The organism is Marinobacterium sp. BA1, from assembly GCF_041155135.1.
GTDB lineage: Bacteria > Pseudomonadota > Gammaproteobacteria > Pseudomonadales > Balneatricaceae > Marinobacterium > Marinobacterium iners.
The window spans coordinates 748,029-771,307 of sequence record NZ_BAAFHC010000001.1; the positions used below are offsets into that span (position 1 = coordinate 748,029).

Below are 23,279 nucleotides of genomic sequence, written 5' to 3' on the forward strand. Positions count from 1 at the left end.
GCGTGCTTGAATGTTTGTAAGGTACGGGTTTGTATGCCGCTGATAAAATTGGAAGGTGTGTCGGTCAGCTTCAGTGCTGCGCCGCTGATGGATGGTGTTGATTTTCAGATTGATCCAGGCGAGCGGATTGCACTGGTTGGCCTCAACGGGGCGGGGAAGTCGACCCTGATGAAGCTGGTGTCCGGCGAGATTCATTCTGATCAGGGCTCTGTCTGGCGGGATCCGGCCATTCGTATCGCTCAGCTGTCCCAGATGCTGCCGGCAGCCGATGAGCGGACGGTACATGATGTGGTAGCGTCCGGTCTTGCCGAAGTGGTTGAGCTGCGCCGTGCCTACGATACCCTTTCACACAACACGGATGCCGCTTCACTGAAGCAGCTGGAAGAGCTGCAGCATCAGTTGGAAGCCCGTGACGGCTGGCATCTTGAACAACAAGTACAATCTGTGCTGGATTGGCTTGGGCTGCAGCCGGATACCCGTATGGCAGAGCTGTCCGGTGGTTGGCGTCGCCGTGCCGCCCTGGGGGCGGCACTGGTGCAGAAACCAGATCTGTTGCTGCTGGATGAGCCGACCAACCATCTCGATATCGAAACCATTGAATGGCTTGAGCAGATGATGCTCGACTTCCGGGGAGCCATTCTGTTTGTCTCGCATGACCGTGCGCTGGTTGAGAAGCTGGCAACACGCATCGTAGAGCTGGATCGCGGTGTGCTGACCAGCTTTCCGGGCAGCTACAGCCGTTACCTGGAACTGAAACAACAGCTGCTGGATGAGGAGGCGCGTCACAACGCCGAATTTGACAAGAAGCTGGCCCAGGAGGAACGCTGGATTCGTCAGGGGATCAAGGCACGCCGCACCCGCAACGAAGGCAGAGTTCGTGCGCTGGAGCAACTGCGACGCGAGCGTTCACAGCGCCGTGAGCGCCAGGGCGGGGCAAGCTTTGGCCTTGAAGAGGCGCAGAAGTCAGGCAAGCTGGTGGCAGAGCTGGAGCATGTCTCGATGAGTTACGCCGGCAAACCATTGTTGTGTGACTTCTCACTCAAGATTCAGCGTGGTGACCGAATCGGTTTGATCGGTCCTAACGGCAGCGGCAAAAGCACTTTGTTGAAGATTGTACTCGGCCAGCTTGAGCCGGAGTCTGGTGTGGTCAGGCTCGGCACCAAGCTGGAGGTGGCCTACTTCGACCAGCTAAGAGGACAGCTTGACCCCGAAAAAAGCGTGATCGACAACGTATCAGGTGGGCGCGAGAGTATTGACGTCAACGGTCAGTCGCGCCACATTATCAGTTATCTGCAGGATTTTCTGTTCAGCCCCGAGCGTGCGCGGACCCCGGTCAAGGCGCTTTCCGGTGGGGAGTGCAACCGACTGCTGTTGGCGCGTCTGTTCAGTCAGCCGGCCAATGTTCTGGTACTGGACGAGCCAACTAACGACCTTGATGTGGAAACGCTGGAGCTGCTGGAAGAAATTCTACTCAACTTTGATGGCACCATTCTTCTTGTCAGTCATGACCGTCGTTTCCTCGATAATGTGGTCACCAGCTCGGTGGTGTTTGAAGGGCAGGGTGTGGTCCGTGAGTATGTGGGTGGCTATGCCGACTGGTTGCGGCAGCGGCCACAGCCTGTCGCAGCGGCCAAGGCCGAGAAGCCAAAGCCTGTTGCCGCGAAAAAGCCGACGGCCAAAAAGCTGAGTTATAAGCTGCAGCGAGAACTGGATCTGTTGCCACAGCAGATGGAGGCGACAGAGGCTGAGCTGGAGCGGTTGCACGCTGTCACCGCATCACCCGAATTTTACGCCGGTGATCAGACCGAGATTGCCAACACGCTCGAGTTGCTGCAACAGCAGGAGCAGCAGCTCGAGGCGTTGATGGAGCGCTGGGTTGAGCTGGAGTCAATGCAGGAGGGGGGTTAGTCCTCCTCTTTTACCCGAATTGCCAGCACATCACATTTGGCGCCATGCAGGACACCATTGGCGGTCGAACCAAGCAGCAGGGCAAGCCCATGGCGGCCATGGCTGCCCAGGATTACCAAGTCGGTGTTGTGCTCTTCGGCAGCACGGTGAATTTCCGTCTCGGTATGGCCTGTCACGATAATTTTGTTACTGACAGGGTAGCCAATCTTTTCTGCATACAGGTCCAGCTTGGTGCGTGCATGCTCGTCAAGCTGCTCCTGTATGGTCGTCAGGTCCATGGGAACATCGCCGCCATAGGCAAAGCTGAGAGGCTCCACTACGTGAATCAGGTTGAGTTCGGCGCCGAAAGCTTTGGCCATCTCGGCCGTTTTCATTGCCAGCTGTTCCGATTCATCTGACAGATCCAGCGCAAGCAGAATGCGGGAATAGATACTCATCGTTACATCCTTCCAGTTGAGTGTGCCTCTAGAATAGCACTGCATGTGCCCGGCGCACACTCCGGATGCTTGACGTTTTTCAGCGTCCTACGCCGTAATAGGTAAATCCAAGCTGGCGCAGGTAGTCCGGCTCGAACAGGTTGCGACCATCAACAATCAGCGGTGTTTGCATCAGCTGCAGCAGGCGCTCATAGTCCGGAGAGCTGTACAGGGGCCATTCGGTCAGCAGCAGCAGCGCATCGGCCTGCTGTGTTGCTGTGTAGGGGTCTTGATGCAGTGTGAGTCCGGTGCTTTGCCCCAATTCGCTCTGAAGGGCACTCAGTGCTTCGGGATCATGCACCTGAACCTGTGCTTCCTGTGCCAGTAGGGCACGAATGACCCGCAATGACGGCGCGTTATCCACGCTGGCGACCCCAGGCTTGAATGCGCAGCCCCAGATGGCGATGCGTCGACCGCGCAGATCACACCGATAGTGCTGCCAGACTTTGCGGAAAGGCAGTTCTTTCTGGCGCTCATTTTCATTCAGCACGGTGTTAAGCAGGGTTGAATGGTGGGTTTCGGCCAGGATGTCAGCCAGTCCCTCAATATACTGAGTGAAATGGTGGCCACCAAAACCGCAGCCAGGCGACAGGTAATGTTGTCCAATGCGCTTGTCGCTGCTCATGCCCTGTCGTACCACTTCAATATCCACGTCAAGGCGGTCCGCCAGGTTGGCCAGTTCATTGATGTACCCAAGGCGCAGGGCCAGCATCCCAGAGATGGCAAACTTGCTGAATTCGGCTTCCCGTCGACTCATCCACTGAATCTGCTGCAGGCGAGAAGAAAACGGTCGCAGCAGAGCCTGTAGCCGCAGGCGAGTAGCATCATCCTCGCACCCTACAAGCAGCGTATCCGGAGTTGCAAACTGCTGCAGTGCCTGTCCCTGCTGTAGAGTATCTGGCAGGCAGACCAATGACTGCTGGCGGGCAGAATCAAGCAGGGAGTGCAGCCGGTCGCTGGCGCCAATGCCGAAGTTGCTCTGATTGATCAGCACCAGGTTGTCCGGGCCCTGCTGGCTGAGATCACGACAGACGCTTTCGGCATGGCTGATATCGGAAGGGTGGGAGGCAAGCCAATGCCAAGGGGCCTGCAGTGCTTCCTGGTGGCTGCACAGTCGGATGTTGCCGGATGTCATGCCTGCTGCAAGGCTGTCCATCAGCCCGGGTTCGGCGCGATGGCTGCTTTCACCCGGAGCTGCTTGCTGCAGAAGTACGTGGTTCCCGGTGCGAGCAAGTTCGACGGCTGCCACCCAGGCACCCAGTTCGTCCCCCCATATCGCAATCAACATTCTGTACTCTCCCTGTCGCTCCATTGACCATGCAGCTGATTCAATACGCCTTCGGTCGCGATATCAAACCGGTCAGTCGTTGCCGGGGTGCCGATTATATCCAGCAGGCTGTTGGCCACCTGCTTGCCAAGCTCGACGCCCCATTGGTCGAAGGGATTGATGTTCCAGATGACAGACTGAACAAACACCTTATGTTCGTACAGGGCAATCAGAGCCCCCAGTGACGCGGGTGTCAGCTCGTCCAGCAGGATAAGTGTACTGGGCTGATTGCCCTGGTAGCGCTGCCAGGGCGTTGCATTGGATTGATCAACCGCAGCATCGCCCAGTGCCAGGACTCGTGCCTGTGCCAGGCAGTTTGCCAGTGTAAGACGGTGCTGAGATTGCAGGGCATCGCTCTGGTCGGCGTAGCGCCGTGCCGGAACAATAAAATCACACATGACCGCTTCACTTCCCTGATGCAGTAACTGGTAAAACGCGTGCTGGGCGTTGGGGCCGATTTCACCCCAGAGCACCGGACAGGTGTGGTGTTCAATTCGATTTCCCTGTCGGTCGACGCTCTTGCCGTTGCTTTCCATCTCCAGCTGCTCAAGATAGGCGGGAAGGTGTGCCAGTCGGCCATCGTAGGGGAGAATGGCGTGGGCATGGATGCCAAGGAAGTTGATATTCCAGACTTCGGCCAGTGCCAACAGGACTGGCAAGTTGTGACTGAAGTGGGTGTGTCGAAAATGCATGTCCATGCGGTGAGCCCCGTCCAGCAGGGCTCGAAAACCGCTCATACCGATCCTGACAGCGATCGCCAGGCCAATGGTTGACCAAAGCGAATAGCGTCCTCCGACCCAGTCGCGAAAATGAAGCTGGTTCTCAACAGGAATGCCCCAGGCCTCTGCACGTGGCGCATTGGCGGTTACAGCAATGAAATGGCGTCGAGCAAGCAGCTCAGTGGTGAGGCCGCTGGCACGGATAAGCCAGTCCAGTGCCGTCGCGGCGTTGGCGAGGGTGTCGGCGGTGGAAAATGACTTGGATGAAACAACAAACAGGGTGCGGGCCGGATCAAGCTGGTCCAGCAGGCCTGAAATCTGGCTGCCATCCATGGACGATATGAAATGGGTTGTGATCTGGCGTGCTTCCGGTGCTTGAAAGCCGTCCAGTGCGCGGCAGACCATCATTGGACCCAAGTCTGATCCGCCGACTCCTACATTGACCAATGTGTCGATCGGTTCGCCGCTAAAACCGCGCCATTGGCCCTGATGTAGTTGTTCCACCAGGTGCTGCATGCGCTGGAGATCAGCCTGCACCAGTGTGACAAGGTCTTCCCCCTGATGTTCAAGCGTTGCTTCGGCGGGCAGCCGAAGGGCTGTGTGCAGTGCGGCGCGGTTTTCTGTGTGGTTGATGCGATCGCCCTTGAACAGGGACTCGATCCACTGTGCCAAGTCGCAGCTGTCAGCGAGTTGCAGCAACTGGGTCAGGGTATTCGTGGTCAGCCGTTGTCGGGACAGATCGAGCAGCAGCTCATCCTGACGAAAACTGAACCGGGAAAACCGGTCCTTTACCTGCAGCAGGTCGCGCAGGTGCAGAGAGGATTCAGTGGCGCAGAGCTGTTCCAGCTGTTGCCAAACCCTGTGCTTGTCCAAGGCGGCTCCTTGCATCTTTACTAATGAGTTGTTGGTAGCGGCTGCCAACCTGAGGCGCATCTTAGTCAGAAACGGCTTTCAGTTAAAGCACTGGTCCATGGCGGTTGCGTTCTGCCGGTGCGTCATACTGTCGTTTATGTGGTCTTAGCGTTACTATTCGCGCCTGTCCCTGACCTCTGACCTGGAGTCTGTCGAATGAAATGGTTCATCATCTCACTGGTAGTTGCCTCACTGATAGGCTCGGTCATGTGGGTGATGCCCAGCCCGCGACAGCGCTATCAGGCAAACCTCAGGCTCAAGGCACGTCAGTTGGGCATTCAGGTGCAGATGGCGCGGGTATCCCTGCCGCGAGCGCTTGGCGAGATGGAACCTGAAGTACGTACAATCCCGGCCTATCGCATTGCAAGAACCAATCTGGAGCGAGGTGAGCGCGACAACTGGAGTGGTTGGGAGGTGTTGCGCGTTGATACCCTGGATCACCTTGGCCTGATTGAAAACTGGAGCTGGAGCAAAGGACAGGGAACTCTGCAGCCGGAAGCGCTGGAGCGGTTAAACAGCCTGCTGGAGCAGCTGCCGGATGACGTGCTGGGTGTTGAGTCAACTCCGCTCAGTTTAACGTTCTACTGGGATGAGCGTGGCGACGAGACACGTTTGGATCTATTGTATCGCCTGGCTCAGCCAATGTTGGAGCAGAAAATCTGATAGCGATGACGCTGGGTAGAGGGGTTGAACGAGAAGCGGCTTCAGGGCTGTTTTTCATTCAGGTAATCGTCCAGTGACTCTGCAAGGGCGCCGGCTCCCCAGTTGCGTTTGGGCTGAATTCTGTCGATTTCAGCTTGTAGCTCATCCAGGCGTGGCTGCTTCTGTCGTTGCGGTGCGGTAGCCCGAACGAGAACCGCCTTGGCGTGTTTCAGGTGAGAAAGGGCCGCAAGCTTGTCACCGGATTCAATCAATCTGGACGCCTGATACTGGTGGGCGTCGGCCACCAACGATACGTTAAGCCAGTACAGCTCTGTTTGATATGTACGGGCAAGCTGACCGGTCATCTTGCCGGCCTGTGCCATCTGCACGATCAGCTTTTCCGCAAAATTGATGTAAATCTGGGCCCGTTTGACGGCTCGGTCACTGTTGAACCGGCTTCTGTCAGGCTTGCTGCGGTCACTGCTTTCTTTCAGTTTGCTGATTTCGGACATCAGTTCGGAGTCCGGTGCCAGCAGGCTGATCTCCTCGATAAGCGCCATCGCATGCTGGTTGAGCTTGTCGATAATATCCTGCCGGCAGCCGCTTTCTTTCAGAATGGCCAGGGCGTGCAGGGTGTGCTCCGCCTGTGTTTGCAGCCAGCTCAGCCTTTCTCGGCGCGCTTCGGTCTGCTGTTCGCGCGTGGTGACCACATAGTTGATCGCCAGCGCCAGAATACCGACTCCGGCGATGAGGATTACAAGATACAGGTTGTCTCCAAGCATGGTGTTTGGCACTCTGAAAAGAGATGTTAATTATAGGATGGTGTGTACATGAATTGTAAGGCATCCGCGTGCGGACTGGTATCGCCGGTCTCAGACACTGCTTGACGCTGGCAGCACCACCCCTTATATATGCTCGCAGTTTCTGAGTTGCCCGTTCTAAAAAGGATCCGTATCTCATGGGAAAAACCCTAGTCATTGTCGAATCACCGGCAAAGGCCAAAACGATCAACAAGTATCTGGGCAGCCAGTATGTTGTCAAATCGAGTGTGGGTCATATTCGCGACCTGCCAACCAGCGGCAGTGCCAGCAAGAGCGATCCCAAGGAACGGGCGCGTCAGGCAGCCTTGACGCGCAAAATGTCGCCGGATGAGAAGGCGATCTATAAAAAGCGCAAGTCTCAGGAGCAACTGGTAGCGCGTATGGGGGTCGATCCCGAGCATGACTGGGAAGCCCACTACGAAATTCTTCCCGGCAAGGAAAAGGTCGTTGAAGAGCTGCGCAAGCTCGCCAAAAACGCTGATGAAATCTACCTCGCAACGGACTTGGACCGCGAAGGGGAGGCGATTGCTTGGCATTTGCGCGAGGCGATCGGCGGTGATGACAGTCGATTCCGGCGCGTAGTTTTTAACGAAATTACCAAGAAGGCGATTCAGGAGGCGTTTTCCCAGCCGAGTGATCTGGACCTTAACCGTGTCAACGCCCAGCAGGCACGGCGTTTTCTGGACCGTGTTGTGGGCTATATGCTGTCACCTCTGCTGTGGGAGAAGATCGCCCGTGGCCTCTCGGCCGGACGGGTACAGTCCGTTGCCGTGCGCCTGATCGTCGAACGTGAACGCGAAATCCGTGCCTTCATACCTGATGAATACTGGGAAGTGCATGCCGACTCGGAAACACAGGCCCAGCAGGCGTTGCGGCTTCAGGTCAGCAAATATGCAGGCAAGACATTCCGTCCAGAGAGTCAGGCCGAAACCGAGACCCATCTGGAGCGTCTTCGCAACGGTGCACTGGCTGTACGTGCGCGCGAGGACCGCCCCACCAGCAGCAAGCCGTCGGCGCCATTCATTACCTCTACACTGCAACAGGCTGCCAGTACGCGGCTGAGCTTTGGCGTCAAGAAAACCATGATGATGGCTCAGCGGTTGTATGAAGCGGGCTATATCACCTACATGCGTACCGACTCGACTAACCTCAGCGCTGAAGCGGTGGAAGCGTGCCGTGAGTTTATTGCTGAACAGTACGGCAAGGAGTACCTGCCGGAAGAGCCGGTCAGCTACTCAAGCAAGGAAGGGGCTCAGGAGGCGCACGAAGCGATTCGGCCTTCTGATGTGAATCTGACGGTTGATGCTCTCAAGGGCATGGAGCCGGATGCCCAGCGCCTGTATGACCTGATTCGGCGTCAGTTCCTGGCTTGTCAGATGATGCCTGCACTGTACACGAGCACCCGTATTACCGTTGAAAGTGGTGATTACGAGCTTACTACCAAAGGTCGTATTCTGCGTTTTGACGGTTATACTCGCGCGTTGCCGGCCAAGGGGCGCAGTGACGAAGATGTCATTCTGCCGGATGTAGCGCAGGGCGAAGTGCTGGAGCTCAAGTCGCTGGACCCGAAGCAGCACTTTACCAAGCCGGCACCACGCTATAGCGAAGCCAGTCTGGTCAAGGAGCTTGAAAAGCGTGGTATTGGTCGTCCTTCCACGTATGCCTCCATTATTTCAACAATTCAGGATCGCGGCTATGTACAGGTGCAGGGGCGTCGTTTCTATGCCTGCAAAATGGGTGACATTGTCACCGAGCGATTGAACGAGAATTTCTCCGATCTGATGGATTACAGTTTCACCGCGCGTATGGAGCAGCGTCTTGATGACGTGGCGCAGGGTGAGGTGAACTGGAAGGAGCTGTTGAATCAGTTCTACAGCGGCTTTACCGACAAGCTGCAGGAGGCACAAAGTGCTGACCACGGTATGAGGCCGAACAGCCCGACGCCGACAGATATTGATTGCCCCGAATGCGGTCGCAAGATGATGATCAGAACGGCAAGTACGGGCGTGTTCCTGGGCTGCTCTGGCTATAACCTGCCGCCCAAGGAGCGCTGTAAGTGCACCATCAACCTGATACCTGGCGACGAAGTGGTCAGTGTGGATGGGGATGATGAAGAAGAGTCCCGCATCTTGCGCAACAAGCATCGTTGCAAGCTGTGTGATGCGGCGATGGACTCCTACCTGATCGATGAGAAGCGCAAGTTGCACGTGTGCGGCAACAATCCCGACTGTCCTGGTTTCGAGGTTGAACAGGGTAGCTTCAGGATCAAGGGCTATGATGGGCCCAGTATCGAATGCGACAAGTGTGGCTCCGAAATGCAGCTTAAGACCGGTCGTTTCGGCAAGTTTTTCGGCTGCACCAATAGCGAGTGCAAGAATACGCGCAAACTGCTGAAAAACGGTGAGCCGGCGCCTCCCAAAATGGATCCGGTACCAATGCCGGAACTGCAGTGCGAAAAGGTTGAAGATACCTACGTACTGCGTGATGGTGCCAGCGGCCTGTTCCTGGCGGCGAGTCAGTTTCCGAAAAAACGGGAAACGCGTGCGCCGCTGGTGGCTGAGCTGGTGCCGCACCGTGATGAGATCGATCCCAAATACGCCTATCTGATGGATGCGCCGCAGAAAGACCCTGATGGTAATCCGGCAGTAATTCGTTACAGTCGGAAAACCAAAGAGCAGTATGTGATGACGGAAGTTGAGGGCAAGGCAACCGGCTGGAAAGCGTTCTACCGTGACGGGCGCTGGCAGGAAGAACAGGGACGTAAGCGCTGAGCGTGAGACCGAGACCGTCGGCGCATTCAATGGAGTACAGGTAATGAGTGATATCTATGCGGTTCGTACCAATCAGAAGCTGAATTTTGCGCGCCTGCATATCAAGGCGCTGGAGCAGGCGGAAGAGGCCTCACAGTGGAGCAAGCATGCCAGAATCGAGTCCTATCATGAGTCGATCCTGTTCTTCATGGCAAGTGGATACTCGGCGCTGTTGCGCGAGATTGCAGAAAACTACAATCTCGATGTGGATCGGATCCATCGCTTCACTGATCTGTCTGAGCAGCTTGAAGTAACTGGTCAGGAATCCCCCGAAGTAACTGAGCTTGAACAGTTGGAGCGGGACAGAGGAAGTTGGCTGCACAAAATGCTGTCTGCTTATGAGGCCTGCTGGCAGGCGTCAGACTACCACCAGGCAAAAACCGAGGTAGACAGCAGCATTTCCGAAATTCATGTATTGCAGATCAACCCGGACCATTCGGAAGACAAGGATGTGTTGGCTGAATACAAGGCTTGGTTACAGGCGTTCCGTGAACTGATAGAACGCCTGCGTGCTGGCATGCAGGAGTGGTAATCAGGTCCGCACCAGAATGCCCAGTGCATCCCCCTGGCTTGCTGACTGATTGAGTTGATCGAGCGATGGTGCAGCACCGCTGCACCAGGCGATGACTGTGTGGCATGTGCCGGCAGCCAGTGCCCGTCCGCATAGCAGCTCGGTTTGATCGAGACTGCAGGTATTCAAGACCAGGATGTGACGTGTACAGGCGCCGGCCTGCTCCAGTGCCTTGCGGGTGATATCATGTGGCGGGTTAATCAGGACCAGCCAGCGGTCTTCACGACTCAAGCCTGCGATCATGGGCAGCAGCAAGGGCTGCAGGCAAACTGAGCTGTTATGCAGCAAAATCTCGGTGACCCGGCTTTCAACGCATTCACGTTTGCTGTGAGGGTTCGAGTTCGTTGCTGTTGCATGAATTGCAGACATGGCGAGTGACCTCTGTCAGTTGCCTTGCCGGATAACGCCAACACCCAGTCCTTCGATGATCAGTTCCTGTTCACTCAGGTCTACCTCGATCGGGCTGAAGTCTTCGTTTTCGGCAATAAGAAAGACTTTGCGGCCATCACGCTTAAAGCGCTTGACCGTTACTTCGTCGCCGATCCGTGCGACCACAACCTGCCCGTCCCGGGCCTCTCGGGTTTGATGTACGGCGAGCAGGTCGCCATCCATGATTCCGATGTTTTTCATGCTCATCCCCTTGACCCGCAGCAGGTAGTCAGCGCGGGGGCGGAAGAAGTCTGCCGAGATGGTGCAGTGGTCCTCGACATGCTCCTGTGCCAGGATGGGTTCACCTGCTGCCACTTGACCAATAACGGGCAGGCCTTCGGTATCCGGTTGCTCGGCTTCCGGCAAGCGAATGCCTCTTGATGTGCCCTTGGTCAGTTCGATGGCGCCTTTGCGGGCCAGTGCCTTCAAGTGTTCTTCAGCCGCATTGGCTGACTTGAATCCCAGTTCGCGTGCAATATCGGCTCGGGTGGGCGGGTAGCCTGTTGTTTCGATATGTTTGCGAATGCATTCCAGTACTTCAGTCTGGCGATTGGTCAATTTCATGGCATCTGTTCCCTATCCGGTTACTGTGATTCTATACAGTGAATGAGCAGGGTCAAGCATTTTTCTGTTTATATATCCAGTATCTTGCTAGAATCGCCACACAGATCGGATGAGGATTGAGCGTGCTGAGCGAGGCGCAAAAAAAAGAGATCCAGGAGGCCTACAGTCGCTTCCTGAAGAGTCGTGGCCTGACTGCACGACCGGCACAGAAGCAGATGATCGCAGCCGTGGCGCGAACCCTTGCAGCGGCTGCTGTTCCACGCAGTGAAACGGATGATCTGCACCCCGCCGTGGGTGTTGTTGAAGCCGGAACCGGTACCGGCAAGACGATCGCCTATCTGTTGGCGGCCATCCCCTTGGCTCGGGCTCAGGAGTGCAGGTTGGTGCTGTCTACGGCAACCGTGGCGCTGCAGGAACAGCTCATCAACAAGGATCTGCCCGAAGTTGAAACGCATACAGGCCTGCCAATGCGCTACCGGCTCGCGAAAGGGCGAGGGCGTTACCTTTGCCTGAACAAGGTGGAAGGCCATCTTGAACAGCAGGGCCTGCTAGGCCAGATGGCGTTATATGAAGATGAGGCAGCTGAAAAGCTGCCCGATGATGTGCTGCAACTGTATCAGCAGTTGATGGACAGCTATGCCTCAGGTCAGTGGGACGGGGATCGTGATGCACTTGCAGATGAAGTGGATGATGCCATCTGGCGGCCATTGACCAGTGATCACATGCAGTGCAGCAACCGCCGTTGTCTGAATTTCAGTGCCTGTCCTTTCTACCGGGCTCGTGACCGGTTGGAAGAGGCAGACGTGATTGTTGCCAACCACGACCTGGTGCTGGCCGATCTTGCGCTTGGTGGCGGAGCCATCCTGCCCGAGCCAGAAAAAACCATCTATATCTTCGATGAAGGACATCACCTGGCTGACAAGGCGAGTGGTCACTTTGCTTTTGGTGCAAGGCTTGAGGGCAGTCGTCGATTACTGAAATCTGCACAAAAGCAGCTGACTCAGTTGGTGACAGAGACCGGTTCACCGGTGCAATTGGCAGATCCGGTAGAGCGACTGCATCGTCCTTTTGAAGAGATGGGGCTTGCGCTTGAGCAGCTTGAGCTGCTGCTGCGGCCACTGTTTGCCGAGAGCGTCAAAGACCGCTATCGCTTTGCACAAGGGCGGGTACCCGACCCACTGCTGGAGCCCTGCTTCAGCCTTGGTCAGGCGGCCGACCGAGCGCAGCAGCATCTTGAGCAGGTCGTCGATTTGCTCAAGGAGGCGATGGAAGGTGGTATTGCCGATATCCCCCGTGCAGTTGCCGAGCGATGGTTTCCCCAGATTGGCAGTTTGTTGGGGCGTGTGCAGCAGATAGCGTGGCTGGCACATGCCTATGCGCGGCCGGACCCTGAAGGTAGCTCGCCCACTGCACGATGGATCAATCGGATCGAGAGTCCTGCCGGTGAAGACCTTGAGCTTAGAAGTGCACCTGTTTCTGCGGCTGATACCCTCTCGGAACACCTCTGGAAAGTCTGTCATGCTGCCGTGATAACCTCTGCAACATTGACGGCATTGGGTCGCTTCGATCAGCTGTTTTCAGCGTTGGGGCTGTCGCCACAAACATCGGCACTGCGTCTGAACAGCCCGTTTGATTACGCCAATTGTGGTGTGTTGCAGGTGCCGGCGATGCGAACCGATCCGGGTCAGCCTGATGCACATACCGATGAGGTACTGGAATATCTCAATACCGAGTTAAAGTCGGTTGCCGCGGCGCTGGTGCTGTTCAGTTCATGGCGCCAAATGCGCTCGGTGCTTGATCAACTCGATGAATCCATTAAAAATAGTGTGCTGGCACAAGGGCAGTACAGCAAGCAGGAAACGCTGCGCCTGCACCGCGAGCGCGTGGATGAAGACAAACGCAGTATCATCTTCGGCCTTGCCTCCTTTGCGGAGGGGGTCGATCTGCCGGGGCGGTATCTAACCGATGTTTTTATCACCAAGCTGCCGTTCAGTGTCCCGGATGATCCGGTAGATGCTACCATGGCGGAATGGATAGAGCAGCGTGGTGGTAATGCCTTCACCGACTGGACAGTGCCGGCTGCCTCGATGCGACTGACGCAGGCCGTAGGGCGCCTGCTGAGAACGGAACAGGATCGAGGGCGGGTGGTACTGCTGGACCGGCGTGTAGTAACGCGCCGTTACGGTCGACAACTGCTGGATTCCTTGCCTCCTTTCCGGCGCGAAATCAACTGACAATCTGAATGGATCCGATTTTGAGTACTGAAGAGAAACAGAGTACAGCCACGGCAACCTCAGAGCCCAAAAATAACAGCAATCGCCCACGTCGGCGCCGTCGTTCGCGCAAGCCGCGCGATACAGGTCGCCAGTCCGGCTGGAGCCCGGTCAAGTTCAATGTTCCTGTTGCTGAAGGCAAGCGCCGCTTCCATGATTTCGGCTTGCCGGACGTCTTAATGCGTGCGATTGCCGACTTGGAATTTCAATACTGCACGCCGATTCAGGCAGCTACGATCCCGCATGCGCTTAACGGTCGAGACTTGATCGGCAAGGCGCAAACGGGTACCGGCAAAACAGCGGCGTTCCTGATCGGCATTATGACCGACCTGTTGGACTACCCGCTGGAAAGCAATCGGAAGCTGGGTGAGCCACGTGTTCTGATCATTGCGCCTACTCGAGAGTTGGCACTTCAGATCGCCTCCGATGCCGAGGCTCTGGGCAAGTATACTGATCTGTCCACTGTGTCGCTAGTTGGTGGCATGGATTACGAGAAGCAGCGTAAGGATCTGGCCGCCAGACCGGTCGACATTCTGGTGGCGACACCGGGGCGCTTGATCGATTTCGTGCGCTCCCGCGAAGTTGATCTGTTCAATGTGGAAGTGCTGGTACTGGATGAAGCGGATCGCATGCTCAGCATGGGTTTTATCCCGGATGTCAGAACCATTATTCGCAGTACGCCGCGTAAGGGTGAAGAGCGGCAAACGTTGCTGTACAGCGCGACCTTTACCGACGATGTAATGCGACTGGCAGAGCAGTGGACGCACAATCCGGTCACCATCGAGATCGAAAACGAGCGCAAAACCACTGATAATGTGGCACAGAAGGTATTTTTGGTATCCAGTCATGAAAAATACCAGCTGCTGCGTAACTATCTGCGCGTCAATGGCATTGATCGTGCGATCGTTTTTGGCAACCGCCGTCATGAAACCCGTGCGCTGGCAGACCGGCTTTGTAAGGACGGTATCAAGGCAGCCTTGATGTCGGGCGAAATTCCTCAGAACAAGCGTCTGCGGACATTGGAAGATTTCCGCAGTGGCAAGATCGAAGTATTGGTGGCGACCGATGTAGCGGGGCGGGGTATCCATATCGATGGCGTTACCCACGTAATCAACTACCAGCTGCCCGAAGATGCCGATGATTATGTGCACCGTATTGGCCGAACTGGTCGTGCCGGTCTGAGTGGAACATCAATCTGCTTTGCCTGTGAAGATGACTCATTTCTGATCCCCGATATCGAGCGAGAAACCGGCGTCAAGCTCGAGTGTATACATCCTGATGCCGAACTGTTGAAACCACTGGCGGAAGTAGATCGAGATATTGCTGACAAGGCTGTACCCTCGCCGGAGCCGGAAAATGCTCAGGCAGAAATACAGGAGACGCCAGCTGATGTAGTCGCTGAAACCGCTGCTGATTCGGAGCAAGAGGCGGCTCAGCCGCAGAGTATAGCTGCAGATGATCGCCAGTCTGATGCGAGTGCGCAGGTCGATGCTACCGATGTCGCTGAAGCAGAATCTGAATCTGAATCTGTAGCGGACAGCGAAGCCGAAGAGCAGAAACACTGAAAACGGACCGGGTCATGAGTGACAGACACAACCTGAAACGAATCAGTTCGGTGCTGGGTATTGTGCTCAGCGCCTTTTTTGCCGCTATTGCGGTGGCGGGCTACCAGCGAACCGGTGACCTCCTGCAGCTGTTTCTGTTTCTGTTGCTTGCAGGGCTCGCGTATGCGGTGGTCAAGCTGTTGTTCTTCGGTATAGGCCGACTGCTCGACAAGCTGGACCCTTCTTGATTGGATCGACCGGGGAGTGTAGCCACTCCTCTTCTAGGAGATAGCATGCAGAATCAGTCACCTGTTGCCGTTCTTGGTGGCGGCAGCTTCGGCACAGTGCTGGCAAACCTGATGGCTGAAAAGGGGCTTGATGTCAGGCTCTGGATGCGTAATGAACAGGCGGTTGACGAAGTCAATGCGCATCATCGCAACAGTCGTTACCTGCCAGGAGTTGATCTGGCGCCAGGGCTCAGAGCGACCACCGACCTGCAGGAGGCGTTGAGCGGAACCGAAGCGATATTTATTGCCATCCCGAGTAGTGCTTTCAGAACAGTAGTGCGCCAGGCTGTGCCATTTTTGCGGCCGGAGCAGCTTCTGGTCAGTACTACCAAGGGGGTTGAGTCAGTGACCTTCTGTTTGATGAGTCAAATCATTGAACAGGAGTTTCCGGGTGCCCGAGTGGGGGTGCTCAGTGGTCCCAATCTGGCTAAGGAGGTCGCCCGCAAGCAATTGACCGCAACAGTCATTGCCAGCACAGATGGCCTGCTTCGCGAGCGGGTGCAGGCTCTGCTCCATACATCCTTTTTCCGTGTGTACGCCAGTACCGATACCTACGGTGTTGAGCTTGGTGGCACTTTGAAAAACATCTATGCCATCGCGGCAGGCCTTAGTGCGGCCTTGGGTATGGGTGAAAACACCAAAAGCATGTTGATGACGCGCAGTTTGGCCGAAATGAGCCGATTTGCTGTAAGTCTTGGAGCCAATCCGTTTACCTTTCTGGGTCTGGCGGGGGTTGGTGACCTGATTGTTACCTGTATGTCACCCCTGAGTCGCAACTATCGAGTGGGCTACGCACTGGGCGAGGGCAAAAGCCTGGAGCAGGCGGTCGAGTCTCTTGGTGAAGTTGCAGAGGGTGTCAATACCCTGCGGATTGTCAAGGAAAAAGCGGAAGAGCTGGAAATCTATATGCCGCTGGTCAGTGGCCTCTATGAGGTGGTATTCAATGCGGCACCGGTGAAAGAGGTCGCGCGGGGCATGATGTTGAATGTACAGAGCACCGATGTGGAGTTTGTATTGCCGCGACAGGAGCAGGGATGAAGCTGCTTTTGCTGCGACATGCACAAGCGGTAGCCGGTGGAGATCTTGATCCTGACCGGGTGCTAACGCCCGTAGGTGAGCGACAGGCGGCTGCCATGGCTTCTCGGGTTGTCAATATGCTGCCTGGAGCCTGTATCGTTACCAGTCCATGGCGACGTGCGCAACAAACCGCTGAAATCATGGCTCAAGGGCTGGGTGCTCGGTTGGTACTGAATGATTCGCTGACAGCCAAGGGTAATGCTCCTGTAGCTGCGACAGCCCTTGAACCGTATTTCTCGGATCAAGGGTCACTCATTGTGGTCACCCATCAGCCGCTTTGTGGTCAGTTGATCAGCTGGCTTACGGACGGAAATCTGTATGGGCAGGTGGTATCACCCTGCAGCGGTGCGCTGCTGGAGCTTGATTGGCCGGCTCGGGGTATGGCAAGGCTGCTGAACGGGTGTGATGGTGCCGTGCAGGGAGATGATCATGCAGGCAGATGAACTCAGATTTGAAGTGAACGGCCATCTGATAGCGGCACGGGCAACCGGCCCTGAAGACGGGCTGCCTGTTTTGGCGCTGCATGGATGGCTGGATAATGCAGCTACTTTCAAGGCGCTTGAGCCGGCGCTTGAGGGTGTGCGACTGGTGGCGCTGGACCTGATGGGACACGGTTTTTCCGACCATCGGCCCGCCAGCATGCCTTACTACATCTGGGATAACCTGTCAGATGTGGTGGCGGTTGCCGACGAGCTCAACTGGCAGCGGTTTCACCTGCTGGGGCACTCCATGGGGGCCAGTATCAGCAGTCTTCTCGCCGGCGCCATGCCTGAGCGGGTCGAGAGTCTGATTTTGCTTGAGGGGCTGGGGCCTCTGGTGGATGCACCCGCAGAGCTTCCGGAGCAGATGGCGCAGGCAATCCGCAGGCGCAGTCGTCGCAATCGTACACCTCGGTTCTATGCCAGTATTGAAGAAGCCGTGGCTGCTCGGATCAACGGTCGCTTTCCGGTTGGGGAACAGGCAGCGCGCTGGCTGGTCGAACGTTCCATAGTCCATACTGCAAGGGGATTTCGTTGGCGCAGTGATCCAGCCCTTAACCTGCCCTCCGTATTACGGATGAGTGAGGAGCAGGTAAGAGCGTTCCTGCTGCGTATCAGTTGCCCGTCACTGTTGGTGCTGGGCACCAGAGGGGTGGCAACCGAGTTGACCCAGACAAGAGCCTCCTGCATCCAGGCGTTGCAACGGCTGACCCTTGAAGGAGGGCATCATCTGCACCTGGAGCAGGGTGTAAGCGAGACAATAGCACAGGCCATCAACCGTTTTTACGCAGCGCTCTGAACCCCGCGCGGCGCAGAGGAAGGAGCCAGGCATGAAACAGTATCTGAAGACGCTAGCGCTATTATTGCTGGTTACCCCCGCGCTGCAGGCAGCCGAGTTTGAGATTCCTCTGCAGCTGAATCCTTTTCCGCAATCTCAGCTGATCAGCTCAGAGCAGCGACAGGAGCCAGACTATCGCTTGATGCTCAGTGGCATCATGAAAATTAACGGCCGGATTCGTACGGACCGTGATCAGAGGCTTCAGGCCAGTCTGTCACGTATGACTTGGCAGCTGCCGGATGGTTATGATCCTCAGTCAGGGTTCAGCTTCTTGCGTGCCCAGCTTGACGACAGAGGGGCTCAGGTGATGTTTGAATGTTCCGGTCGCCAGTGTGGTCCGAGCAGTATCTGGGCAAATGACGTCTTTGGTCAGTCACGCTTGTACGGGATCGACAATACACAGTCTTATGTGGCCATGCGGCTGGACCAGGCTCACGTGGCACTCTATGCCGTACGCAGAGGAAATGGCCGGGTTTTTCTTCACATGGATGTGCTCGAAAATGAAAGTCAGACCATCAGCGACCCTTTAGCTGTGTTGGCACAGCAGGGTTATGTTGAGCTGCAGAACTGGCCTGAGTCGTCGGATCGAACCGTCGCTTCCTTGCTGGATATGATGCAGGGCATGCCGGGGCAGGAGTTGTGGCTGGTTGTTCACTGGCAGGGTCAGGACCTGGAATTGACTCTGCGCCAGTCTCAAGAGGCCGCCGACCGTTTGTTGCGACAGGTGGTGGAGAAGGGGGGCGATGTGCGCCAGCTCAAGGCCAGAGGTGTTGGCAGTCTCGTGCCCAGTGTGCTGGGCAGTCGGCGACAGGTTGCGATCGTGGTAATGCGAAGGGGGAGTGGCCGCTGATATGGGCGGCCACCCCTGGTTTTTAGGGTCAGCGAATCAACGACAGAAACTCGGTACGGGTTGCCGGGTTTTCTCGGAAAGAGCCCAGCATCATTGAGGTTTTCATCATGGCGTTTTGCTTTTCCACGCCGCGCATCATCATGCACATATGCTGTGCCTCAATCACAACCCCAACGCCCGCTGCCTCCGTAACTTGCTGAATGGCTTCGGCAATTTCTTTGGTCATGTTTTCCTGGATCTGCAGTCGGCGTGCATACATGTCAACAATGCGGGCGATTTTGGACAGGCCTACTACCTTGCCCTGAGGGATATAGGCAACGTGCGCCTTGCCAATAAACGGCAGCAGGTGATGTTCGCACATGGAATACAGCTCTATATCCCGTACTAACACCATTTCGCTGTTATCTGAGGAAAACAGGGCGCCATTGACGACCTCATCCAGGCTCTGGTTGTAACCGCGTGTCAGAAAGCGCATCGCCTTGGCAGCACGTGCCGGCGTGTCACGCAAACCGTCGCGGCCAATATCTTCTCCGAGCTGTTCTATGATGCTGGCGTATTCTGCTTCCATCTGCTGCATTCCTCAGGAGTGGGGCTGGCTTGGGTGAAAACCGGGTAAAATACCCGAACAGAGCACTAGGGTAAAGGCCGTTGCGCTGTGAGTTGGGGATCAGCCTCCCAGCAGCTTGAGTCTCAGTGACACATTGTTGCGTGAATCGGCGTTGTGCAGTGCCTCTTCGAGCGTGATTTTGCCGTCCTGATATAGATGCAGCAGGTTGGCGTCAAAGGTGTGTGCGGCGCTGTTGCTGCTCTGATCAATGGCTTCTCGGATGCGAGAATACTCTCCACGGGCAATCAGTTTGGCGATATAGGGGGTGTTGATCATCACTTCAGTGGCTGGGATGTAGCGCTCGTTTACATCCCGGATCAGCCGCTGGGCCACGATCCCCTTCAGATTGAGTGACAAGTCCGTGTTGATCTTGTGCATTTCTGCTTCATGGAAGAAATTGACGATATGCTCCACAGCCTGAACGCTGTTGTTGGCATGCAGAGTTGAGATGCACAGATGGCCGGTTTCAGAGTAGCGAATCGCCTGTTCCATGGTTTCTCGATCACGGATCTCGCCAATCAGGATTACATCCGGGGCTTCGCGCAGGGCATTCTTCAGGGCATTGCTGTAGGACAGGGTATCGACACCCACTTCGCGTTGATTGATCAGGGATTTTCGGTTGGTGTGCAAAAATTCGATCGGGTCCTCGATGGTGAGGATGTGGCCGGTAGCGCGCTGGTTACGATATTCAATCATCGAGGCCAGTGAGGTTGACTTGCCCGAGCCGGTTGAGCCGACCAGCAGCACCAGTCCGCTGCGCAACATCACCAGACTTTTCAGAATCGAGGGCAGATTCAGTTCTTCAATGGATGGAATCTTGTGGCGAATCATGCGAATCACCAGTGCAACATCACCGCGCTGTCGGTAGACGTTCACCCTGAAACGACCGATATCGGGTACTTCATAGGCAAAATTCATTTCCAGCTCACGTTTGAACTGTTCCTGCTGATGGTTGGTCATCAAGTGGTTGGACAGTTCTTCAGTGGAGCCGGGGGGCAGTGGGGTTGTATCAACCTCACGCATACTGCCTTCAACCTTGATCTGGATCGGGGTGTGGGTACTCAGGAACAGATCTGATGCACTGGTATCGGCCATCAGGTTAAGATATTTGTGAAGATCGATCATCGCAGGTCCCAGCATCAGCATTACCGGCCTGCATGCCCTGAAGGCGGGGTGGCCGGAAATAAGAGGTCAGATTCACAACATCTGCATCATAGCAGAGCTTGTCCGGAAACGGAGGAAAAGCTCAGCTCCCCTTCTTGCGGAGCAGTACATAAACCGCGCCGGTACCTCCATCCCGTGGCTGGGCAGAGCTGAAAGCCAGTACATCGTGCAACTGGCGCAGCCAGTCGTTGACGCATGACTTGAGCAGGGCTGGCTGGCCGGGCTGAGTGTAGGCTTTGCCATGGATAATTAGTACGCAGCGCAGCTGTTGACGCGATGCGTCTCGAATGAATCCGCTGAGTTCATCCCGGGCCGACTCGACCGTATAGCCGTGCAGGTCAAGCCCGGCCTCCCAGGGCAGGTGGCCAAGTCGCAGGCGTTTAAGCAGCCGCAGCTGAACGCCGGGAGCCGCAAAAAGCAGCTCATCGGCAGAATCGACGATCTGGGAAGCTTCAGACGACAGGCCATCAATCACCTGTTCAACCTCCTGTTCAGCGGCCTGCCGGCGAAAGCGAGTGGCGCTGTCCTGTTTGCGTCGCAGCTTCAGCTTGCCCGCATCGGGGTCTACATGGCGATCGTGACGTATCCGTGTAACGCCCTGCATGGCAGAGTCGAAGTCGAGATCGTCGTCCTGCTCCTGGTCAGAAGGATAAGACATGGCGTTCAACGGGGGATTTCATTAACATAACCGGCCTGAATCAACATAATTCCGCATTATCGGGCGAGAGATGAATCCGGATCAAGTGGCGATTACTTCCGAACTGCATACCCTGCGTGATTATATCCGCTGGTCGGTATCGGCTTTCCATCAGCATCAAGTCTGGTTTGGGCACGGTCATGTGACCGCCTGGGACGAAGCCAGTCAACTGGTGCTCAATGCGGTGCATCTTCCCTGGGATACCGATCCTGCCGTGCTCGATGCGCGCCTGACCCAAACCGAAAAAGAACGCGTACTGGATTATCTGCACCAGCGAGTGGAGCTGCGGCGCCCTCTGCCTTACATCACGGGTGAAGCCTGGTTCATGGGGTTGCCGTTTCATGTGGACGAGCGTGTGTTGATCCCGCGCTCACCCATTGCTCAGTTGATTGAGACCGGTTTTGAACCCTGGCTGCGCCCCGGGTCGGTTAACCGGATTCTGGATCTCTGCACCGGCAGTGGCTGTATCGGTATCGCCTGTGCCTATGCCTTTGAGGAGGCTGAGGTTGACCTTGCTGACATCTCCACCGATGCGCTTGAAGTGGCTCAGCGCAATATCGAACGTCATCAATTGGGTGATAGGGTGTCGGCCCGCCAGGGTGATCTGTTCGAGAACCTGCAGGGTGAGCGATACGATCTAATCGTGAGTAACCCTCCGTATGTGGATGCAGATGACCTGGCCAGTATGCCGGCCGAGTATCAACATGAGCCGGGTCTGGCGCTGGGCTCTGGTGATGATGGGCTTGATATCACCCGCCGTATTTTGCGCGAAGCGGCCGACCACATGACCGATGAAGGCCTGCTGGTGGTTGAGGTCGGCAACTCAGAGGTGCATCTGATGCAGGCCTATCCCGAGCTGCCGTTGATTTGGGTCGAATTGGATGCCGGTGGCAACGGCGTATTTACCATTACAGCGGCAGAGCTGCGGGCTCATGCGGCGCTTTTATGAACCTACAGAGATAGCGTATGTCGGGTAACAGCTTTGGCAAACTCTTTACTGTCACTACTTTCGGCGAAAGCCATGGGCCGGCACTGGGCTGCATAGTGGATGGCTGTCCTCCGGGGATTGAGCTGAGTGAAGCGGATCTGCAGGCGGACCTGGATCGCCGCAAGCCGGGTACATCACGCCACACTACTCAGCGTCGTGAGCCGGATCAGGTGCGAATCCTGTCCGGTGTGTTCGAGGGCAAGACCACAGGCACTCCGATTGGATTGTTGATCGAAAATACTGATCAGCGCTCAAAGGACTATTCCAATATTGCCGAGACCTTCCGCCCGGCACACGCAGATTATGTGTATTCGCACAAGTATGGTTTTCGTGATTACCGTGGCGGTGGTCGTTCTTCGGCACGGGAAACCGCCATGCGTGTTGCTGCAGGCGCCATCGCCAAGAAAGTGCTGGCTCAGAAAGGTGTGCAGGTGCGTGGCTATCTGTCCCAGCTTGGGCCGATCGCGATCGACATGAGTCGCTTCGACTGGAACGAGGTGGATAATAACCCCTTCTTCTCGCCAGATGCAGACGCGGCTGCACAGATGGAAGTCTACATGGATGAGCTGCGCAAGGAGGGTAACTCCATCGGTGCGCGTATCTCCGTGCAGGCCTCCGGTGTGCCGGTCGGGCTCGGGGAGCCGATCTTTGATAGACTGGATGCCGATCTGGCACATGCCTTGATGAGCATTAATGCGGTCAAAGGTGTCGAGATTGGTGACGGTTTTGCCGTGGTAAATCAGAAGGGTACCGAGCACCGTGATGAGATGACGCCTGAGGGATTTCTTTCCAATCATGCTGGCGGCATTCTGGGTGGCATTTCGACGGGGCAGGCCATTGAGGCGCATATCGCGCTTAAGCCAACCTCCAGTCTGCGTTTGCCGGGTCGAAGCATCAACGCTTCTGGCGAAGCGATTGAGGTGGTGACCAAGGGACGGCATGACCCTTGCGTCGGCATCCGCGCAACCCCCATTGCCGAGGCGATGATGGCCATAGTACTACTGGATCACCTTCTGCGTGATCGTGGTCAGAATGGAGATGTTGAGACAAACCTTCCGGTGCTGAGCTGAGTCAGGTTTGTAACCCTTTGAGTTTAATGGAGCAATATTAATTTTTTCTGACTGTAAGCCGTTTTTTGCTTGAAATTTAAGCATAACGCGGTATAAATGCGGCAGAAATTCCCTACGTCCCAACCCTTTGGGGTGTGCGAAATCTGTAACGCGCTGAGAAGGTGTCTGAATATACGCCCTTCGACTTTTACTAGCGCTGCTGCAGGGTTCAGCGCAACCTGAGAGG

At 56.0% G+C, this 23,279-nt stretch carries 21 protein-coding genes and 1 pseudogene; 13 read left to right on the top strand and 9 right to left on the bottom strand.

The window, feature by feature from the left end; all coding sequences use genetic code 11:
* Window positions 1-33: 33 nt before the first annotated feature.
* Window positions 34-1,908: an ATP-binding cassette domain-containing protein gene (locus tag ACAM29_RS03655; protein ID WP_369623224.1), complete on the top strand. Its 1,875-nt coding sequence runs from the start codon at window positions 34-36 to the stop codon at window positions 1,906-1,908.
* Here ACAM29_RS03655 and ACAM29_RS03660 read toward each other — a convergent pair.
* From ACAM29_RS03660 to pgi, 3 genes are all read right to left on the bottom strand, one after another.
* On the bottom strand, window positions 1,905-2,345 hold the full coding sequence (locus ACAM29_RS03660; RefSeq protein WP_091823188.1) for a universal stress protein: 441 nt from the start codon (window positions 2,343-2,345) through the stop codon (window positions 1,905-1,907). The two genes, ACAM29_RS03655 and ACAM29_RS03660, sit on opposite strands and share 4 nt — an antisense overlap.
* A 79-nt stretch (window positions 2,346-2,424) precedes the next feature.
* Complete coding sequence (locus ACAM29_RS03665) at window positions 2,425-3,672, bottom strand: UDP binding domain-containing protein (protein WP_369623225.1); 1,248 nt, start codon at window positions 3,670-3,672, stop codon at window positions 2,425-2,427.
* A complete protein-coding gene (gene pgi / locus ACAM29_RS03670) occupies window positions 3,666-5,303 on the bottom strand; it encodes a glucose-6-phosphate isomerase (protein ID WP_254774960.1) in 1,638 nt (545 codons plus the stop codon). The genes ACAM29_RS03665 and pgi overlap by 7 nt, the downstream gene beginning before the upstream one ends.
* Before the next feature lie 195 nt (window positions 5,304-5,498).
* On the opposite strand from pgi, the gene ACAM29_RS03675 reads away from it, so the two are divergent.
* The gene (locus tag ACAM29_RS03675) at window positions 5,499-6,005 is read left to right on the top strand and encodes a hypothetical protein (RefSeq protein ID WP_091823178.1); all 507 of its coding nucleotides are present in this window, start codon (window positions 5,499-5,501) and stop codon (window positions 6,003-6,005) included.
* Window positions 6,006-6,046: 41 nt separating this feature from the next.
* Here the strand turns inward: ACAM29_RS03675 and ACAM29_RS03680 are convergent, their stop codons facing one another.
* On the bottom strand, window positions 6,047-6,766 hold the full coding sequence (locus ACAM29_RS03680) for a DNA topoisomerase I (protein WP_369623226.1): 720 nt from the start codon (window positions 6,764-6,766) through the stop codon (window positions 6,047-6,049).
* 176 nt (window positions 6,767-6,942) lie between these two features.
* On the opposite strand from ACAM29_RS03680, the gene topA reads away from it, so the two are divergent.
* Both topA and ACAM29_RS03690 read left to right on the top strand, forming a co-directional pair.
* Window positions 6,943-9,576, top strand: a complete 2,634-nt coding sequence (gene topA, locus ACAM29_RS03685; protein WP_369623227.1) for a type I DNA topoisomerase — start codon at window positions 6,943-6,945, stop codon at window positions 9,574-9,576.
* A gap of 43 nt (window positions 9,577-9,619) precedes the next feature.
* Window positions 9,620-10,147 carry a DUF6586 family protein gene (locus tag ACAM29_RS03690; protein WP_091823168.1) on the top strand — a complete coding sequence of 176 codons (528 nt, stop codon included), beginning with the start codon at window positions 9,620-9,622 and terminating at the stop codon, window positions 10,145-10,147.
* On the opposite strand, the gene ACAM29_RS03695 is transcribed toward ACAM29_RS03690, so the two are convergent.
* Together ACAM29_RS03695 and lexA are read right to left on the bottom strand one after the other, a co-directional pair.
* Window positions 10,148-10,555, bottom strand: coding sequence for a SulA-like leucine-rich domain-containing protein (locus tag ACAM29_RS03695; protein WP_091823165.1), 408 nt, complete (start codon window positions 10,553-10,555; stop codon window positions 10,148-10,150).
* 15 nt (window positions 10,556-10,570) lie between these two features.
* Entirely contained in the window at window positions 10,571-11,179 is a 609-nt protein-coding gene (lexA, locus tag ACAM29_RS03700) for a transcriptional repressor LexA (RefSeq protein ID WP_206834385.1), read from the bottom strand.
* A 122-nt stretch (window positions 11,180-11,301) separates the two neighbouring features.
* On the opposite strand from lexA, the gene dinG reads away from it, so the two are divergent.
* The 7 genes and pseudogenes from dinG (at window position 11,302) to ACAM29_RS03735 (ending at window position 18,527) form a co-directional block, all read left to right on the top strand.
* Window positions 11,302-13,413 (top strand): ATP-dependent DNA helicase DinG, encoded by a 2,112-nt coding sequence (gene dinG / locus ACAM29_RS03705; protein ID WP_369623228.1) that lies wholly within the window; start codon window positions 11,302-11,304, stop codon window positions 13,411-13,413.
* An 8-nt stretch (window positions 13,414-13,421) separates the two neighbouring features.
* A pseudogene (gene rhlB, locus ACAM29_RS03710) lies at window positions 13,422-14,744 on the top strand (ATP-dependent RNA helicase RhlB); the annotation flags it as partial.
* A gap of 287 nt (window positions 14,745-15,031) precedes the next feature.
* Window positions 15,032-15,244 (top strand): hypothetical protein, encoded by a 213-nt coding sequence (locus ACAM29_RS03715; protein ID WP_091823153.1) that lies wholly within the window; start codon window positions 15,032-15,034, stop codon window positions 15,242-15,244.
* A gap of 45 nt (window positions 15,245-15,289) precedes the next feature.
* Window positions 15,290-16,321 (top strand): NAD(P)H-dependent glycerol-3-phosphate dehydrogenase, encoded by a 1,032-nt coding sequence (locus ACAM29_RS03720; protein ID WP_091823150.1) that lies wholly within the window; start codon window positions 15,290-15,292, stop codon window positions 16,319-16,321.
* Window positions 16,318-16,803: a histidine phosphatase family protein gene (locus ACAM29_RS03725; protein WP_091823147.1), complete on the top strand. Its 486-nt coding sequence runs from the start codon at window positions 16,318-16,320 to the stop codon at window positions 16,801-16,803. The genes ACAM29_RS03720 and ACAM29_RS03725 overlap by 4 nt, the downstream gene beginning before the upstream one ends.
* Window positions 16,790-17,638, top strand: coding sequence for an alpha/beta fold hydrolase (locus ACAM29_RS03730; protein WP_369623229.1), 849 nt, complete (start codon window positions 16,790-16,792; stop codon window positions 17,636-17,638). The genes ACAM29_RS03725 and ACAM29_RS03730 overlap by 14 nt, the downstream gene beginning before the upstream one ends.
* 31 nt (window positions 17,639-17,669) lie before the next feature.
* Complete coding sequence (locus ACAM29_RS03735) at window positions 17,670-18,527, top strand: DUF4892 domain-containing protein (RefSeq protein WP_369623230.1); 858 nt, start codon at window positions 17,670-17,672, stop codon at window positions 18,525-18,527.
* Window positions 18,528-18,555: 28 nt separating this feature from the next.
* On the opposite strand, the gene folE is transcribed toward ACAM29_RS03735, so the two are convergent.
* The 3 genes from folE to ACAM29_RS03750 form a co-directional block, all read right to left on the bottom strand.
* Window positions 18,556-19,095, bottom strand: a complete 540-nt coding sequence (gene folE, locus ACAM29_RS03740) for a GTP cyclohydrolase I FolE (protein WP_369623231.1) — start codon at window positions 19,093-19,095, stop codon at window positions 18,556-18,558.
* Window positions 19,096-19,194: 99 nt separating this feature from the next.
* Complete coding sequence (locus tag ACAM29_RS03745; protein WP_369623232.1) at window positions 19,195-20,280, bottom strand: PilT/PilU family type 4a pilus ATPase; 1,086 nt, start codon at window positions 20,278-20,280, stop codon at window positions 19,195-19,197.
* A 100-nt stretch (window positions 20,281-20,380) separates the two neighbouring features.
* Window positions 20,381-20,956 carry a Smr/MutS family protein gene (locus ACAM29_RS03750; protein WP_369623233.1) on the bottom strand — a complete coding sequence of 192 codons (576 nt, stop codon included), beginning with the start codon at window positions 20,954-20,956 and terminating at the stop codon, window positions 20,381-20,383.
* Window positions 20,957-21,026: 70 nt separating this feature from the next.
* On the opposite strand from ACAM29_RS03750, the gene prmB reads away from it, so the two are divergent.
* Together prmB and aroC are read left to right on the top strand one after the other, a co-directional pair.
* Window positions 21,027-21,944, top strand: coding sequence for a 50S ribosomal protein L3 N(5)-glutamine methyltransferase (gene prmB, locus ACAM29_RS03755; RefSeq protein ID WP_369623234.1), 918 nt, complete (start codon window positions 21,027-21,029; stop codon window positions 21,942-21,944).
* Window positions 21,945-21,961: 17 nt separating this feature from the next.
* Window positions 21,962-23,053, top strand: a complete 1,092-nt coding sequence (aroC, locus tag ACAM29_RS03760; protein WP_206834379.1) for a chorismate synthase — start codon at window positions 21,962-21,964, stop codon at window positions 23,051-23,053.
* The last annotated feature ends 226 nt before the right edge of the window (window positions 23,054-23,279 follow it).